Below are 18,263 nucleotides of genomic sequence, written 5' to 3' on the forward strand. Positions count from 1 at the left end.
ATGAACAATCGTATTTTAGTAGTTGATGATGAGGAATTTATCTTAACTTTAATTGAATTTAATTTACAACAAGCTGGTTTTGAAGTTATAACAGCGATGGACGGAGAAATGGCGCTTCAAAAAGCGACAACAGAACGTCCGGATTTAATTATATTAGATTTAATGCTTCCAAAAATGGATGGTATGGAAGTTTGTAAAGAATTACGATTGCAGCGTGTTATGACACCGATTTTAATGTTAACAGCAAAAGATGATGAATTTGATAAGGTGCTAGGTCTTGAACTTGGGGCGGATGATTATATGACGAAGCCATTTAGTCCAAGGGAAGTTGTTGCTCGTGTGAAGGCGATTTTACGTCGTACGAAATTACAGCAAGAAGAGCAAGTTGCAGAAGCGCCAGATGAAGATAGCATCCTAATTGCAGACCTTAAAATTTTACCGGAGTTTTATGAGGCTTATTTCCAAGGAAGAAAGCTTGAATTAACCCCAAAAGAATTTGAACTACTTGTTTATCTTGCGAAAAATAAAAGTCGCGTGTTGACGCGTGATCAATTATTAAGTGCTGTATGGAATTATGATTTTGCTGGTGATACACGAATTGTTGATGTTCATATTAGCCACTTGCGCGATAAAATTGAAAAAAATACGAAAAAACCGACGTACATTAAAACGATACGTGGTTTAGGATATAAATTAGAGGAGCCAAAAGGGGATGAATAAATTTCGTTCCAGGCTTCTTTTTACATTTGTTTCTCTTATTGTGTTTATTTTAGTTGGACTAGGTTTACTGTTAGAAACCGTGTTTGAAAACTATTATATAGATCATGCGAAAGAGAGAATGGTAAAAGAAACAGGATATGTTGCGGTATTAGCAGAAGAACAAGGTTTTGAGGATGTTTTAAAAAGGCCGTATGTATTTGAAAAGTTAGAAGAAAAAATACCAGCTTCTATTATATTTGTAGATGAAAAAAAGAAAGTTCAATATGGCAAAGGGCAACAATCTGCATTTAGTCAAGAGATGATTAAAGAACTTTCTGCCGAAACAGCGAAACAACGAAATAAAGTCATTACGAAAGAAACGGATCAGAAGAATGAATTTTATCATGCGGTGTTCGTTCAAGATGTAACAGGGAAACAAGGATACATTTTGGTGAAAAGTACAATTGAGCCTTTGAAAGATGTTCATCAAAAAACGTGGGGATTATTAATTATCGGATTTGTTATCGCTTGTCTTGTAGTCGTGTTTTTAGGTATGAAAATTACAGGGCAATATATTAGGCCAATTGAATCAGTTACGAAAGTTGCGATTGAATTAGCGAAGGGAAATTATAAAGCACGTGCTTATGAAAGTCATTCGGATGAAACAGGAATGCTGAGTAAAGCGATTAATATTTTAGCTCGTAATTTACAAGAGATGACACTCGAACAAGAAATGCAACAAGATCGTCTGCATACGTTAATCGAAAATATGGGAAGTGGAATGATTTTAATTGATAGCCGCGGTTATATAAACCTTGTAAACCGTTCTTATAAAGAGACTTTCCACGTAACAGATGAAGAGTATTTAGATCGCTTATATTATGAATCGTTCCATCATACAGAAATTATTGAGCTTGTGGAAGAAATCTTTATGACAGAAGTGAAAGTGCGTAAACAAATGCTATTGCCACTTGGAATTGAGCGAAAGCATTTCGAAGTATATGGAGCGCCGATTATCGGGACGAACCATGAATGGAAAGGGATTGTTCTCGTATTCCATGACATAACAGAGTTAAAGAGATTAGAACAAATGAGAAAAGACTTTTTAGCCAATGTTTCTCATGAACTAAAGACGCCAATTACTTCTATTAAAGGTTTTTCAGAAACGCTCTTGGATGGAGCGATGGATAATAAGAAATTCTGCGAACATTTCTTACACATTATTTTAAAAGAAAGTGAACGCATGCAAGGGTTAATTGAAGATTTATTAGATTTGTCAAAGATCGAGCAACAAGGGTTTAAATTAAATATGGAAACCGTTGATATGAAGGGACTTCTTGAAGATATTCATATGGTGCTTGACAATAAAGCAGGCGAAAAAGAAATCTCTTTACAAGTGAATGTATTAAAACGTGTCTCTGTCATTGGAGATCCTGGTCGTTTGAAACAAATCTTTATTAATTTAATTAATAATGCAATCGTATACACACCGGCTGGAGGCGTTGTTTCTGTTGAATTAGCAGAAGATAAATACAATGCTTATATAAAAGTATCTGATACTGGAATTGGTATTAGTAAAGATGAAATCCCACGTATTTTTGAACGTTTTTACCGAGTGGATAAAGCGAGAAGTAGAAATACTGGTGGTACAGGTCTTGGATTATCGATTGTAAAGCATTTAGTTGAGGCACATCACGGTACAATTACTGTGGATAGTGAAGTTGGGGAAGGGACAACATTTACAGTTGTTTTACCGAAATCGGCAACTGAAAAATAGGATGAAGGATATTTACAATATATTAACAATGGCTTAATTAAATATTAATAAAGCTCTGTTAATATAATACATGAAAACCCCTTCATCCAAGGAGTAATTTTGGACGAGAATAGTTATGCTGTTCTCGTCACTTCCCTTTATGCCAATATAAGTTTGATATATATGAAAGAAAAAAACCGTTATTTTTCTTCTCTCTATTAGTCATGTTAATATAGAGAGAGGAAAGGAACGGTTTTTTTTCTATGTGAAAATCGTTTCAAATTTGTATGGGGAGGTTTCTATTGTGGAAAAAAAAGTCGTATTAGTAGATGGTAATAATATCGCGTATCGTGCTTTCTTTGCACTACCGCTTTTAAATAACGACAAAGGTATACATACGAACGCAATTTACGGTTTTACAATGATGTTAATGAGAATATTAGAGGAAGAAAAGCCAACGCATATGCTTGTTGCGTTTGATGCAGGAAAAACGACATTCCGTCATAAAACGTATAGCGAGTATAAAGGAGGACGTCAAAAGACTCCACCTGAGTTATCAGAACAATTCCCGTTTATTCGTGAGATGCTTGATGCATTTAATGTACCGCGTTATGAACTAGAAAATTATGAAGCGGATGACATTATGGGGACGTTAGCGAAAGAAGCGAGTGAGCAAGGGTTTCATGTTAAGGTTATTTCAGGAGATAAAGATTTACTTCAACTTGTTTCTGATAATACGCTTGTATGTATACCTCGAAAAGGGATTACAGAAGTAGATGAATATACGAAAGAAGCTTTATTTGAGAAATACAGTTTATCACCAAAGCAAATTATCGATATGAAAGGTTTAATGGGGGACCAGTCAGATAATATTCCGGGTGTACCAGGAGTTGGTGAAAAAACTGCAATTAAATTGTTAACGCAATTTGAAACGGTTGAAGCAGTGTATGAAAATATCGATCAAGTAAGCGGGAAGAAATTAAAAGAAAAACTAGAAGCGAATAAAGAACAAGCTCTTATGAGTAAAGATCTTGCAACTATTATTACAGATGCGCCGATTACAGTGCATGTGGATGATATGGAGTATAAAGGATATGAAGCAAGTGATGTGATTCCAATGTTCGAGAATTTAGGATTTACATCTCTTTTGAATAAATTAGGTGTTACGCCAGAAGAAACAGCTCCAGCTGAATTAGATGATATTACATTTGATATTGTGGAAGAAGTTACAGAAGAAATGCTTCAGCAAGATAGTGCACTTATTGTAGAAGTACAAGAAGATAACTATCATAAAGCGGACATTCAAGGTTTTGGTATTCAAAATGAAAATGGTTGCTACTTTATTCAGACGGACATAGCTCTTGCATCCGAGGCTTTCAAAGCATGGCTTGCAAATGGAGAAATGAGAAAGCATACATTTGATGCGAAGCGAGCTATCGTTGCACTCAAATGGAAGGGTATAGATATTCAAGGAATCGACTTTGATTTATTAATTGCTGCTTATTTACTTGATCCAGCTGATACGGATAAAGATTTCCGTACTGTAGCGAAAATGAAAGAAACGCATGCCGTGAAATCGGATGAAGAAGTTTATGGAAAAGGTGCGAAGCGTGCTGTTCCAGAGCTAGAAGTAGTAGCGGAGCATGTAGCTCGAAAAGTGCATGTATTATATGATGTAAAGCAAACGTTCTTAGAAGAATTAAAAAAGAACGAGCAATATGAATTGTTTACAGAGTTAGAATTACCACTTGCACGTGTACTAGCTGATATGGAAGTAAAAGGTGTAAAAGTTGATACGGAGCGCCTTCGTAATATGGGAGAAGAACTTGCAGGTAGATTAAAGGAAATGGAACAGGAAATTTATAAGCTTGCGGGAACAGAATTTAATATTAATTCACCGAAGCAACTTGGGGTTATTCTGTTTGAGAATTTAAACTTACCAGTTGTTAAAAAGACGAAAACAGGTTATTCTACGTCAGCTGATGTACTAGATAAACTTATGAATCATCATGAAATTATTCCAAACATTTTACATTATCGTCAGTTAGGGAAATTAAATTCAACTTACATTGAAGGTTTACTAAAAGTTGTGCATGAAGATTCATCGAAAATTCATACTCGCTTTAATCAAGTTTTAACACAAACAGGTCGATTAAGTTCAACAGATCCGAACTTGCAAAATATACCGATTCGATTAGAAGAAGGAAGAAAGATTCGTCAGGCATTTGTTCCATCAGAAGAAGGATGGATTATGTATGCGGCCGATTATTCACAAATTGAACTTCGTGTATTAGCTCATATTGCAAATGATAAAGGGCTAGTTGAAGCGTTCCAACATGATATGGATATTCATACGAAAACAGCTATGGACGTATTCGATGTTGGAAAAGATGAAGTAACTTCGAATATGAGACGACAAGCGAAAGCTGTTAACTTCGGAATTGTGTATGGTATTAGTGATTACGGTCTTTCACAAAACTTAGGAATTACAAGAAAAGCAGCAGCGGAATTTATTGAAAAGTATTTAGAAAGTTTCCCTGGTGTACAAGAATACATGGATGACATCGTAAAAGATGCGAAACAAAAAGGGTATGTGGCTACCTTATTAAATCGTCGCCGTTACATTCCGGAAATTACGAGTCGTAATTTCAATTTACGTAGCTTTGCTGAGCGTACAGCTATGAATACACCAATTCAGGGTAGTGCTGCAGATATTATAAAGATAGCTATGATTATTATGGCAGATCGTTTAGAAGAAGAAGGATTACAAGCGCGTCTTCTTCTGCAAGTACACGATGAATTAATCTTTGAAGCACCAAAAGAAGAAATTGAAAAATTAGAGAAGCTTGTACCAGAAGTAATGGAGCATGCAATTGAACTCGCAGTTCCACTGAAAGTTGATTATTCTTACGGTCCAACTTGGTACGACGCAAAATAAGGAAGTGATGAAATGCCTGAATTACCAGAGGTTGAAAACGTCAGACGGACACTCGAAAATCTTGTAACAGGAAAAACGATTGAAGATGTTATTGTTACGTATCCAAAAATAGTAAAACGACCAGATGATGCGGAAATCTTTAAAGAAATGCTCAGAGGCGAGAAAATTGAAACGATAAAGCGAAGAGGTAAGTTTTTGCTTTTATATGTAACGAATTATGTTATCGTTTCACATTTGCGTATGGAAGGAAAGTTTTTACTGCATCAAGAGGATGAGCCAATTGATAAGCATACGCACGTCCGTTTCTTATTTACAGATGGAACTGAATTACATTATAAAGATGTGAGAAAGTTTGGTACGATGCATCTCTTTAAAAAAGGTGAAGAGTTAAATCAAATGCCTCTTGTTGACTTAGGTCCAGAGCCATTTGATGCTGAATTGACACCACAGTATTTACAAGAAAAATTGCAAAAGACAAATCGTAAAATAAAAGTCGTATTATTAGATCAGCGTCTTTTAGTAGGGCTTGGAAATATATATGTAGATGAAGTTTTATTCCGTTCTCATATCCATCCAGAGCGAGAAGCTGCATCTTTAACGCAAGAAGAAATCGAAAGAATTTACGAAGCAATTGTTACAACGCTAGGCGAAGCAGTGAAGCGAGGCGGAAGCACAATTAGAACGTATATGAATTCGCAAGGGCAAATTGGTTCATTCCAAGAACTTTTAAATGTATATGGGAAAAAGGGAGAACCATGTGTAACTTGTGGCACGATATTAGAAAAAACAGTTGTTGGCGGAAGAGGGACGCATTATTGCCCAATTTGTCAGCCTAGAATATAGAAAAGAGATAACATCGGATAGGCATTTGTCATATACATACAGCAGAGCTATGTATAAGGGAGGAGCTTACCGATGTACCTTTATTTATCTCTTATTTTATTAGCTTTTACATTAAGCTTAGATAGCTGTAGTGTAGGGCTGACATATGGTTTGAGAAGCGTAAGAATTCCACTAAGATCAATTATAATTATCGGAATCTGTTCAGCGGCTGTTATGCTTGTTTCAATGGGAATTGGACATATGATTGCGAAAATATTTTCACCTGTTATCGCAACGCGTATCGGTGGGCTTGTTCTTATTGGAATAGGGATTTGGGTATTATATCAATTTTTTCGGAGTGATAAAAAGGAAGAACCGAAGCAAGAAGAGAAGGTTTGGAAACTAGAAATTGCTTCACTTGGGTTAGTAATTCAAATTTTACGGAAACCGACTGTTGCAGATTTTGATAAATCGGGAACTATTTCTGCAGGAGAAGCGCTACTTCTTGGTATCGCACTTTCCGTGGATTCGTTTGGTGCTGGAATTGGTGCATCTTTATTAGGTTATGCACCCGCTATGATGGCAATATTAGTTGCAGTTATGAGTTCTTTATTTTTGTTTATTGGAATGAAGCTGGGTACAGTTTTATCGAATATGAAATGGTTACAAAAATTTACATTCCTGCCTGGGGTATTACTCATTATTATTGGAATTTGGAAAATGTAAGTATGGGCGTGGAACATTAGTTTCGCGCCTTTTATTATGAGGAGGAGAAGTATTATGACAGTGGTAATTGGATTAACGGGAGGAATTGCAAGCGGAAAAAGTACGGTATCAGAAATGTTTCGTGGGCTAAGTATACCGGTTATTGACGCAGATGTTATTGCAAGAGAAGTTGTAGAACGAGGAAAACCAGCATATAACAAAATAGTAGAAGTATTTGGAACGGAAGTGTTACAAAAAGATGGAGAACTGGATCGGCCGAAATTAGGAAATGTTGTTTTCTATAATGAAGAAAAACGATTGCAGTTAAATAAAATTGTTCATCCTGCAGTACGTGAGGAAATGAATGCACAAAAGGAAATGTACATAAAAGAAAGTATGCAAGCGGTTGTGTTAGATATCCCTCTTTTGTTTGAAAGTAAATTAACAAGTCTCGTTGACCGCGTTTTAGTTGTAGCTGTCACGCCTGATACGCAATTAAAACGTTTAATGGAGCGAAATAATTTTTCGGAAGAAGAAGCAAAAGCACGTATACAATCGCAAATGCCGTTAGAAGAAAAAGTGAAGCATGCGGATGAAGTAATAAATAATGATGGCACAATTATAGGAACGAAAACACAATTACAGGGAATTTTAAAGAAATGGAACATTATTGACTAAAAAATTGTGAAATTAATGAAAATGCTTAGTGACATATCCCCTTTTTGTGTTATACTATTATTGGGATTGGAGATAAATAGTATAACGCATTCAAGGGGGATAACATATTATGACTCGTGTGGCAATTAATGGATTTGGACGTATTGGGAGAATGGTATTTCGTCAGGCAATAAAAGAAAGCGCATTCGAAATTGTAGCAATCAATGCAAGCTATCCATCTGAAACGTTAGCACATTTAATTAAATATGATACAGTTCACGGCAAGTTTGACGGAACAGTAGAAGCATTTGAAGATCACTTATTAGTTGATGGGAAAATGATTCGCCTTTTAAACAACCGCGATCCAAAGGAATTGCCTTGGACAGATCTAGGTGTTGAAGTTGTAATTGAAGCAACTGGTAAATTTAATTCAAAAGAAAAAGCAATTCTTCACGTTGAAGCTGGAGCGAAAAAAGTTATTTTAACAGCGCCTGGTAAAAATGAAGATGTAACAATTGTAGTTGGTGTGAACGAAGACCAATTAGATATTACAAAACATACCGTTATTTCAAATGCATCTTGTACAACAAACTGTTTAGCGCCTGTTGTGAAGGTGTTAGATGAGCAGTTTGGAATTGAAAACGGTTTAATGACGACTGTTCACGCTTATACAAATGACCAAAAAAATATTGATAACCCACATAAAGATTTAAGAAGAGCACGTGCTTGCGGACAATCAATCATTCCGACAACGACAGGTGCTGCGAAAGCGCTAGCAAAAGTTCTTCCGCATTTAAACGGAAAACTTCATGGTATGGCACTTCGTGTACCAACACCAAACGTGTCCCTTGTTGACTTAGTAGTAGATGTAAAACGTGATGTGACAGTTGAAGCTATTAACGATGCATTCAAAACGGTTGCAAACGGTGCGTTAAAAGGTATTGTAGAATTTAGCGAAGAGCCTTTAGTATCTATTGACTTTAATACAAATACACACTCAGCTATCATTGATGGCTTATCTACAATGGTAATGGGTGATCGTAAAGTAAAAGTACTTGCTTGGTATGATAACGAGTGGGGCTACTCTCGTCGTGTTGTAGATCTTGTAACGTTAGTTGTTGACGAATTAGCGAAACAAAAAAATGTGCAACATATTTAAGCGAATAAGGGAGAGGGCAAGTGAATATTGCCCTCTCTTTTTTTATTTTTTTCTGAAAAGGAAAAAAATTATATGAGTATATTTTGGAAAGTGGACATACCACGAAGCGTTGTTATTACTGTATTTGTGAATCATTTCTTTTTTTTAGGGAAAAGTAAAGAGGAAAATATGACAGAAAATCGAAAAAACTGTTGTTGCAAAATGAAAATAAACAAAGTATACTAACACTCGTAAACTTAAGAGCTGAGGTACGTAGTCACTACTTAAAGGGTTAGGACCTCTCTGGACTAACTTTCCCCCGTGGTAGTGGAGCAAGCCAAATTGCAAATTAGTTTTCAATTCGAACAGTTAGAATAAATTTACAAGGGGGAACTGTAGAATGGATACTATGGATACGATGGGTCGTCACGTGATTGCTGAACTTTGGGATTGCGATTTCGACAAGCTTAATGACATGCCGTATATTGAACAATTATTTGTGGATGCAGCACTAAGAGCTGGTGCTGAAGTGCGTGAGGTTGCTTTCCATAAATTTGCACCACAAGGTGTAAGTGGAGTAGTAATTATCTCGGAATCACATTTAACAATTCATAGCTTTCCGGAGCACGGTTACGCAAGTATTGATGTTTATACTTGTGGGGATCGTATTGATCCAAATGTTGCTGCAGAATATATTGCAGAAGGTTTAAACGCGAAAACGCGTGAGAGCATCGAGCTTCCTCGAGGCACTGGTAGCTTCGAAATTAAGCAGAGAGAAACAAAAGCTCTTTAAAAAAGAACATAATTGATTTAAAATGTAAAGAGGTGTATAATGCACCTCTTTTTTAGTTTATAAAAAAGGAAAAACATAACGTGTTCATTAGTTAGTTAAATGGAGCTCTCACACATAAGTTAGTGCTACATCTACCATCTTATTTTGTTGGGAAAATAGATGATGAAATCATGTATTTAAACTTAGAGTGGTAAGAGCATTAGAATGAGTTATATAATATTGTATATATATTTTTACGTGAATGAAGTAGAGAAAAATAAAAATTAAATTGTAAGGGAGTGAATGAATTGCGTTGTCCATCCTGTTCTCATAATGGCACAAGAGTGTTAGATTCGCGTCCGGTAGACGAAGGGCGCTCTATTCGAAGAAGGAGAGAGTGTGAAAGTTGTTTAAGTCGCTTTACGACATTTGAAAGAGTAGAAGAGTCACCTCTTATCGTTGTTAAAAAAGAAGGCACACGAGAAGAGTTTAATAAAGAAAAGATTTTACGCGGTTTAATTAAAGCATGTGAGAAAAGACCAGTATCTTTAAGACAATTAGAGGAAGTAACACAAAGTGTGGAACGTGAACTTCGTAATTTAGGTATATCAGAAGTGAAAAGTGATATGATTGGTGAAATTGTTATGGAAGAACTTCGTGATATCGATGATGTTGCTTACGTACGCTTTGCTTCTGTATATCGTCAATTTAAAGATTTAAATGTATTTATTGAAGAATTAAAAGATATACTGCAAAAAGAAAGAGAATAGAAGCTGTATTCAATTCTCTTTACATACTGTAAGTAATGAGGTAAAAGAGCTAGAAGCGTAAGCTAATAGCTCTTTTTCGCTAATAACCATTGGGGATTTTGTTCATCCCGAAATGATTATTAGCCTTCACCAATCGGGCATTTACGAGAAGGTATCTCCTACCAAACTTCCGTGCATTCGCCGAATTTTGATGTGGGAGTCTTACTGCCCGCAAATAGCGGGATAAAATATATAATGAAGATAGAACGAATGAATTAGAGGATAGATTGGATGAGAGAAAGGAAAAGCAAGAATGCAAAAACAGTCATGGATGGAGCTATTGCCGATTGATCGTTATAAAGTAAGTACGAAAGGACTACTACATAATTACGACCGAAAAGTGTTAACGATGTTGTATCAGCCGTTAATAGGTAGTAGAGCTTTTAGCTTGTACATGACGCTATGGGGGGCGTTAGAGCAAGATCGTGTATTTGGAAAAGAGAATACACATCATTCCCTTATGGTGACCATGCAAATGCAACTTCCCGAAATATATGAGGAACGAGTAAAGCTAGAGGCAATTGGGCTTTTAAAGGTATATATTAAGAAAGAAAAAGATATTCGAATGTTTATATACGAATTGCAACCACCTTTATCTCCAAAGCAGTTTTTTGATGATATTGTTTTAAGTATCTTTTTATACAATCGATTGAGTCGGACAAAATATAATCAAGTAAAACAATATTTCTTAGAAGAAGAATTTGATTTTGCTTCTTATGAAAATATTACACGTTCTTTTAATGAGGTGTTTGATTCGTTTAATCCAGGACAGCTTGAGCATGCGCAAGAAGAACTCCGTATTCCAAAAGCGACAATGATGCCAAATAATGAAAAGGGAGATGCTCCTAAAGTTTGGAACGATTTCTTTGATTTCTCCTTATTTGTAGACGGATTGTCCGCTCTTGTTCCTAAAAAGGCGATTACAGATCAAGTGCGAGAATGTGTCATTACACTTGCTTACGTGTATGGTGTGGATGTGTTATCGATGCAAAATATCGTTCTTGGTGCGGTGACAGAGATGCAAACAATTGATATGGAAAGGCTTAGAAAAGGAGCGCGCGATTGGTACCAATTCGAAAATGGTCAAGCGTTACCAATATTAAGTGAAAGAGTACAGCCACACGCTGCACGTACGATGAAAGAGAAAGAGCCTTCATCGCAAGAAGAGATGCTTATAAAACAATTAGAAGAAATCTCACCAAAACAACTATTGAAAGAGATTTCTGGTGGTGCAGAGGCGACGAAAGCGGACTTGCAAATTGTTGAGGATGTTATGATCAATCAAAAATTAACGCCAGGAGTTGTGAATGTACTTATTTATTACGTTATGCTACGCTCAGATATGAAGCTTGCGAAAACGTATGTGGAGAAGATTGCTGGGCATTGGGCTCGTAAAAAGGTCGGTACAGTAGCTGAAGCAATGGCGCTAGCAAAAGAAGAAAACCGTCAATACCAAGAATGGGCTGAGACGAAGAAAAAAGGTCGTACAGCGAAGAAAACAGTACGAAAAGAAATGGTACCAGATTGGTTGAAAGAAGAGCCGAAAGAAAAAGAAACTGTGAAAAATGATGTAGGTGCGGAAAAAGATACAAGTACGTTAGAAGATGAACGAAAACGACTAGAAGAAGTGTTGAAAAAATATAAGCGTGATTAATAGAAGAGAATGAACGCTCTTTGAGGTGAGAAAATGGAGCATATTCAAAATTCATTTACAAAATTAATGGAAAATGAAAATTTTAAAAACAGATATGAAGTATTAAAGGCGGAAGTGATGGCACATCCGCGTGTGAAAGAATTTATAGACGAGCATAAAGGCGAAGTAACAACTTCTATGATTGAGCGCAGTCTTGTGAAGTTATATGAATATATTGGACAATGTGTAGGTTGTTCAGATTGTCCGGATCTAGGGACATGTAAAAATATGCTGCAAGGATATGAGCCGAAGCTCGTTATCCAAGGTAAGATGATTGATATTCAATACGATCGTTGCATTAGAAAAGTAGCATATGATGAGAGAAAAAAATATGAAAAACTCGTTCAAAGTGTATATATGCCAACGGATATTTTACAGGCGACTATGGAAAATTTAGACCCTTCAGAGTTAAATGCACGTATTGATGCAATTGGTGCAGCGAATGAATTTTTAAGCACATATGAACCGGGTAAAAAAGTACAGGGACTATATCTTTACGGTAAATTTGGTGTAGGGAAAACATATCTTTTAGGGGCGATTGCGAATGAGCTTGCTCGAAAGAAAATAAGTTCCATGCTCGTATACTTCCCAGAATTTTTACGTGAAATTAAAAGTTCGATTCAAGATAATTCAATTGGAGAAAAGATTGATGCGGTTAAACGGGTACAAGTTTTAATGTTAGATGATATCGGAGCGGAAGCGATGTCTAGTTTCGTACGTGACGATGTACTCGGTGCAATCTTACAATTCCGTATGCTAGAAAACTTACCAACGTTCTTTACGTCTAATTTTGATTTCAAACAGTTGGAACATCACTTAACGTATACACAGCGCGGTGAAGCAGAAGAAATGAAAGCGGCCCGTATTATGGAACGAATTAAATATTTAGCGAAACCAATTACAATCGGTGGGAAAAACCGCCGTCATAAGTAAAGAGCAAGCTGAGAAGCTTGTTCTTTTTTTGTTTTGAATGCTTTTCAGCGTAGTCGAATTGTAAAACGAACAGTTCTTATTGAAAATTCATAGTAGCTTGTATCATTTTTTTCTCCCTCCCTTAATATATATAAAATTAGCAAGCCATATCGAGTGGATTTTCTAACGAAAGGAAATGCAATTCTACTAAGAGTGAACTTCCACGGGCCAAACTCTTATAGGATTTGTAACGTATAGATACAATCCTTTAGAGCGGGGATAAAAGGGGGGACAAAAGTGATTGAAATTTGCTTCGAAGAAAAAAATGATGCTATGTACGTATATAAACAACTACTGAAAAGGGCGGAAGTGTTATATAAAGAAACGAGTGTGTATTTACAGGAACAAAAAGTTGTAATTCACATACCAGTATGTGAATCACACTATATTGAAAAGATTTTATTGCCAGTCATGGTATATTTCATTGTGAATGTGAAACAAAATGAGTGGATTTATACAATTTTAAAAGAAAAGTTTTTTTATGAAGAACAAGAAGAGTGTCATCAAATATTGCATATAGCACAAGAAGTTTTAAAGGGAAGAAGAAATGGGGTTGCTCGTGAGTTAACACGTTACACATTTGAATCGTATATTAAGTCTTCTTTAAATAATTGGCTTTGTGATCCGCTCTCATTCTCGTTTTCATCATATGTTCGTTTTCGTCTTCGTACATATAGGGAAATGGTAGCTAAGCTTACTGAAGTGGCAATTGATGAGTATAAGATGGAACAAGAATATCAAATGTTCATTGAGACGCTCCGGCAACAAGTTAGTAATCGAAAGTCACGTTTGTCCTGTATGCATCTTATTTTTGATGAAAGTTTTATTTTCTATGATGATAAAGGTAGGCGTTTAAAACAGGAGAAATTGGTCCAATATATAGATGAAGATTTGCTAAAGCAAAAAGATGTATATATTGATACAAAAGTAATTGCACCACTTCTTTCTATTTCACCGAAAAAAATCTATTTGTATACGAAAGAACAAGACCATAATATGATTATTACTTTGCGAAACGTATTTCAAGAACGGATACAAATACACGGATTACATGAGTTTGAACGCAATGTGAAAAATTTAAAAAATAAAGGTAACGCCCTTGATTTTCTAAGTTTTTGAGCATATAATTACCTACATAAATGAAATATATTGAAATGTCATGATGAGGACATGAGTAGTTTTCTACGATTTTCAGAGAGGGAAGCCTTAGGGTGTGAGCTTCCTAGTACGGGATTATTACTTACCACCTCTAAACTTTAGCAGTGAACGATTTTTTTAGTAATTGCTAACGGACAACACCGTTATGTTGAACTTGAGCAATTAACAATCATGTTAATTGGAACAAGGGTGGAACCACGAATTCAACACTCGTCCCTTTTTACGGGATGAGTGTTTTTTATTTTGAGAAAAAGAGGAGTGACCAGTGATGGCAGATGTAGTTAAAATTACTTTCCCTGATGGAGCTGTGAAGGAGTTTCCAAAAGGCGTAACAACTGAAGAAATCGCAGCTTCTATTAGCCCAGGCTTAAAGAAAAAAGCTGTAGCTGGAAAATTAAACGATGAGATGATCGATCTTGTTACACCAATCGAAGAAGATGGTGCAGTTTCTATTATTACATTAGATTCAGAAGATGGCTTATACATTTTACGCCATTCAACAGCCCACCTTTTAGCACAAGCGTTAAAACGTTTATATAAAGATGCTAAGCTTGAGCTTGGCATTGGTCCAGTAATTGAAAATGGCTTCTACTACGATATTGATATGGAAGAAGCAATTACAGTTGAAGACTTCAAGAAAATCGAAAAAGAAATGCAAAAAATTGTGAACGAGAACTTAGAAATCGTTCGTCATGAAGTACCACGTGCAGAAGCACTTCGTCGTTTTGAAGAAATCGGCGATGAGTTAAAATTAGATTTAATTAACGATCTTCCAGAAGATGCAGTTATTTCAATCTATGAGCAAGGCGAATTCTTCGACCTTTGCCGCGGTGTTCACCTTCCATCTACAGGAAAAATTAAAGTGTTTAAATTATTAAGCGTTGCAGGTGCTTACTGGCGCGGCGATAGCAATAATAAAATGCTACAACGTATTTACGGTACTGCATTTGTTAAGAAAGCAGAATTAGATGAGCATTTACGTATGCTTGAAGAAGCGAAAGAGCGCGATCACCGTAAATTAGGTAAAGAATTAAAATTATTTACTAATAGCCAAAAAGTAGGACAAGGTTTACCACTTTGGTTACCAAAAGGTGCAACGATCCGTCGTATTATCGAGCGTTACATTGTTGATAAAGAAGCAAGCTTAGGCTATGATCACGTATACACTCCAGTACTAGGAAGCAGAGAGCTATATGAAACTTCTGGTCACTGGAATCACTACCGTGATGGTATGTTCCCATCAATGGAAATGGATAATGAAGAGTTAGTTCTTCGTCCAATGAACTGCCCTCACCACATGATGGTTTATAAAAACGATATTCACAGCTACCGTGAATTACCAATCCGTATTGCGGAACTTGGAACAATGCACCGCTATGAAATGTCAGGTGCGTTATCTGGATTACAACGTGTACGCGGAATGACTTTAAACGATGCGCACATTTTCGTACGCCCAGATCAAATTAAAGAAGAGTTAAAACGTGTTGTAAACTTAACTCTAGAAGTGTACAAAGATTTCGGTTTAGAGAACTATTCATTCCGTCTATCTTATCGTGACCCAGCAGATACTAAAAAGTACTATGCTGATGATGAGATGTGGGAAAAAGCACAAGGTATGTTAAAAGAAGCTATGGATGAAATGGGTCTTGATTACTACGAAGCTGAAGGTGAAGCGGCGTTCTACGGTCCAAAACTTGACGTTCAAGTTCGTACTGCTCTTGGAAAAGACGAAACACTTTCAACTGTACAATTAGACTTCTTACTTCCAGAACGCTTTGAATTAGCTTACGTTGGTGAAGATGGAAAACAACATCGTCCAGTTGTAATTCACCGTGGTGTTGTATCAACTATGGAACGTTTCGTAGCATTCTTAATTGAAGAATACAAAGGTGCATTCCCAACTTGGTTAGCTCCAGTTCAAGCGCAAGTAATTCCAGTTTCTCCGCAAGTGCATTTAGACTATGCGAAGAAAGTACAAGATGAATTGCGCCGTGCTGGTATTCGTGTTGAATTAGATACTCGCGAAGAGAAAATTGGTTACAAAATTCGTGAAGCACAAATGCAAAAAATTCCGTACATGCTTGTAGTAGGTGACAATGAAGTAACTGAAAATGGCGTAAACGTACGTAAATATGGTGAACAAAAATCAGAAACAATCGCATTAGATGCTTTTGTTGACATGATTAAAGTAGAAGGAAAACGATAAGAAAGAGCCGCGGTATATCGCGGCTTTTCTTTTTAATATAAAAGAGAAAAACTAGAAAAAATAACCATGTAACTCTTATCATAAAAAAGTATTGCATGTATGCTAGTTGTTTGTTACAATATTTCTTGTTGTTAGTAAAACACATCGCGTCTTCTTGACAGACGTCATGTCCTATGATAAACTCATCAAGGATAATAGAATATTGTTTTGTGGAACAAGTAGAAGCACCCGCTTCTCACCTGATGGACGCATTCGCAGTTAGCAGGTAAATGTATTTCTTACTTAAGATTTTACAAGTGTGGGTGTCGTATGCCCGCACTTTTTTTGTCGGGTTCTATGACTACAAAATATGTTCTGAGAAAACCTTGGAGGTGGCTTACTATTAGCAAGGATATGATGATTAACGAGCAAATTCGTGCACGTGAAGTACGTTTAGTTGGCGCAAATGGCGATCAACTTGGAATCAAGTCTCGTAATGACGCTTTAGACTTAGCTGCAAATCTTAATCTTGATTTAGTATTAGTTGCTCCAAATGCGAAACCGCCAGTATGCCGCATTATGGACTACGGTAAATTCCGCTTTGAGCAACAGAAGAAAGAAAAAGAACAGCGCAAAAATCAAAAAGTAATTAGCATGAAGGAAGTTCGTTTAAGTCCAACAATTGATGAACACGACTTTAACACAAAACTTCGTAATGCTATCAAGTTTTTAGAGAAAGGCGACAAGGTTAAAGCGTCAATTCGCTTTAAAGGACGTGCCATTACTCATAAAGAAATCGGTCAACGTGTTTTAGATCGCTTCTCAGAAGCTTGTGCTGAAGTTAGTACAATTGAATCTAAGCCTAAAATGGAAGGACGTAGTATGTTCTTAGTTTTAGCACCGAAAAACGATAAGTAATAGATAGAGGAGGAAATACCTATGCCTAAACAAAAAACTCATCGCGGCGCTGCAAAGCGTTTCAAAAAGACTGGATCAGGTAAACTGAAACGTTCTCACGCTTACACAAGCCATTTATTCGCTAACAAATCTACAAAAGCTAAACGTAAACTACGTAAAGCTGGTGTAGTAAGCGCTGGTGACTTCAAACGCATTCGTCAAATGCTTGACAACTTAAAATAAGTTCGGCTGATATATAGAACAATTAGGAGGTAATATTATGCCAAGAGTAAAAGGTGGTACAGTTACTCGTCAACGTCGTAAAAAAGTTATAAAATTAGCAAAAGGTTACTACGGTTCTAAAAATACATTATTCAAGGTTGCTAACCAACAGGTTATGAAATCTTTAATGTATGCATTCCGTGACCGTCGTCAAAAGAAACGTGACTTCCGTAAATTATGGATCACACGTATCAACGCAGCAGCTCGTATGAATGGTCTTTCTTACAGCCGCTTAATGCACGGTTTAAAAAATGCTGGCATCGAAGTTAACCGCAAGATGCTTGCTGACTTAGCTGTTCATGACGAAAAAGCTTTCGCTGAATTAGCAACAGTTGCAAAAAACAACATTAACTAATTAATTAGTTGAAACCTTAGAAGAATTTTCTTCTAAGGTTTTTTGTTTGTTTTCAAAGAGAAGTTTGAAGTGAATGAAGCTCTAAAGATTTATGGACGCATCGTTATCGATATGACAAAATCAACATAAAAACTATAGCGATATAGAAGAATATGCATATGAAGTCAGGAGAATTCTCCTGGCTTTTTTCAATTATGCTCGTTTGGAAAGAAGAGTATCTTTCCTAGCCGAAACGACACTGCTATAATGGAAAGATGATATGGAACTTTCATCAGATGAACAATATACGAGCGATGACTGAAACGTATTTGTAAATTAAGGACAAGCTATTTTATAAAGAGGTAGATAGCTGACTTATTCATAAGAACTGAAACATAATAATGAACTTTGAGATGAAACAACATTGTTGCATAAAATGCGATGTT

The 18,263-nt window shown here is 36.2% G+C and carries 16 protein-coding genes and 2 other annotated features; all 16 genes read left to right on the forward strand.

Annotated features, from left to right (window positions below; all coding sequences use genetic code 11):
- The 16 genes from phoP (at position 1) to rplT (ending at position 17,838) form a co-directional block, all read left to right on the forward strand.
- Positions 1-720: a two-component system response regulator PhoP gene (gene phoP, locus ACS2MN_RS17380; RefSeq protein ID WP_001065218.1), complete on the forward strand. Its 720-nt coding sequence runs from the start codon at positions 1-3 to the stop codon at positions 718-720.
- Positions 713-2,476: a sensory box histidine kinase PhoR gene (phoR, locus tag ACS2MN_RS17385; protein ID WP_001032138.1), complete on the forward strand. Its 1,764-nt coding sequence runs from the start codon at positions 713-715 to the stop codon at positions 2,474-2,476. Before phoP ends, phoR begins: the two co-directional genes overlap by 8 nt.
- Before the next feature lie 283 nt (positions 2,477-2,759).
- On the forward strand, positions 2,760-5,393 hold the full coding sequence (gene polA, locus ACS2MN_RS17390; RefSeq protein ID WP_000412839.1) for a DNA polymerase I: 2,634 nt from the start codon (positions 2,760-2,762) through the stop codon (positions 5,391-5,393).
- 12 nt (positions 5,394-5,405) lie between these two features.
- A complete protein-coding gene (mutM, locus tag ACS2MN_RS17395; protein ID WP_001114492.1) occupies positions 5,406-6,236 on the forward strand; it encodes a DNA-formamidopyrimidine glycosylase in 831 nt (276 codons plus the stop codon).
- A gap of 72 nt (positions 6,237-6,308) precedes the next feature.
- Entirely contained in the window at positions 6,309-6,941 is a 633-nt protein-coding gene (ytaF, locus tag ACS2MN_RS17400; RefSeq protein ID WP_000281731.1) for a sporulation membrane protein YtaF, read from the forward strand.
- 54 nt (positions 6,942-6,995) lie between these two features.
- Complete coding sequence (coaE, locus tag ACS2MN_RS17405; RefSeq protein ID WP_346994406.1) at positions 6,996-7,598, forward strand: dephospho-CoA kinase; 603 nt, start codon at positions 6,996-6,998, stop codon at positions 7,596-7,598.
- A 109-nt stretch (positions 7,599-7,707) separates the two neighbouring features.
- Complete coding sequence (locus ACS2MN_RS17410) at positions 7,708-8,736, forward strand: glyceraldehyde-3-phosphate dehydrogenase (protein ID WP_000198973.1); 1,029 nt, start codon at positions 7,708-7,710, stop codon at positions 8,734-8,736.
- Positions 8,737-9,124: 388 nt separating this feature from the next.
- A complete protein-coding gene (gene speD, locus ACS2MN_RS17415) occupies positions 9,125-9,508 on the forward strand; it encodes an adenosylmethionine decarboxylase (protein WP_002003660.1) in 384 nt (127 codons plus the stop codon).
- A gap of 287 nt (positions 9,509-9,795) precedes the next feature.
- Entirely contained in the window at positions 9,796-10,257 is a 462-nt protein-coding gene (gene nrdR / locus ACS2MN_RS17420; protein ID WP_001203687.1) for a transcriptional regulator NrdR, read from the forward strand.
- Positions 10,258-10,549: 292 nt separating this feature from the next.
- Entirely contained in the window at positions 10,550-11,950 is a 1,401-nt protein-coding gene (locus tag ACS2MN_RS17425; protein ID WP_001171837.1) for a replication initiation and membrane attachment family protein, read from the forward strand.
- A 33-nt stretch (positions 11,951-11,983) separates the two neighbouring features.
- A complete protein-coding gene (dnaI, locus tag ACS2MN_RS17430; protein WP_000400118.1) occupies positions 11,984-12,922 on the forward strand; it encodes a primosomal protein DnaI in 939 nt (312 codons plus the stop codon).
- Between the two features lie 276 nt (positions 12,923-13,198).
- Entirely contained in the window at positions 13,199-14,080 is an 882-nt protein-coding gene (ytxC, locus tag ACS2MN_RS17435; RefSeq protein WP_000569634.1) for a putative sporulation protein YtxC, read from the forward strand.
- 31 nt (positions 14,081-14,111) lie between these two features.
- Positions 14,112-14,340 (forward strand) — a binding site (T-box leader).
- Between the two features lie 47 nt (positions 14,341-14,387).
- Positions 14,388-16,325 carry a threonine--tRNA ligase gene (thrS, locus tag ACS2MN_RS17440; protein ID WP_000786073.1) on the forward strand — a complete coding sequence of 646 codons (1,938 nt, stop codon included), beginning with the start codon at positions 14,388-14,390 and terminating at the stop codon, positions 16,323-16,325.
- A 210-nt stretch (positions 16,326-16,535) separates the two neighbouring features.
- Positions 16,536-16,656, forward strand: a sequence feature (ribosomal protein L20 leader region).
- Between the two features lie 62 nt (positions 16,657-16,718).
- Positions 16,719-17,222 carry a translation initiation factor IF-3 gene (infC, locus tag ACS2MN_RS17445; protein ID WP_000973214.1) on the forward strand — a complete coding sequence of 168 codons (504 nt, stop codon included), beginning with the start codon at positions 16,719-16,721 and terminating at the stop codon, positions 17,220-17,222.
- A gap of 21 nt (positions 17,223-17,243) precedes the next feature.
- On the forward strand, positions 17,244-17,444 hold the full coding sequence (gene rpmI / locus ACS2MN_RS17450; RefSeq protein ID WP_001125945.1) for a 50S ribosomal protein L35: 201 nt from the start codon (positions 17,244-17,246) through the stop codon (positions 17,442-17,444).
- A gap of 37 nt (positions 17,445-17,481) precedes the next feature.
- Positions 17,482-17,838, forward strand: a complete 357-nt coding sequence (gene rplT, locus ACS2MN_RS17455) for a 50S ribosomal protein L20 (RefSeq protein WP_001138362.1) — start codon at positions 17,482-17,484, stop codon at positions 17,836-17,838.
- The last annotated feature ends 425 nt before the right edge of the window (positions 17,839-18,263 follow it).

The sequence above is a fragment of the Bacillus cereus group sp. BceL062 genome (assembly GCF_051780025.1).
Lineage (GTDB): Bacteria > Bacillota > Bacilli > Bacillales > Bacillaceae_G > Bacillus_A > Bacillus_A toyonensis.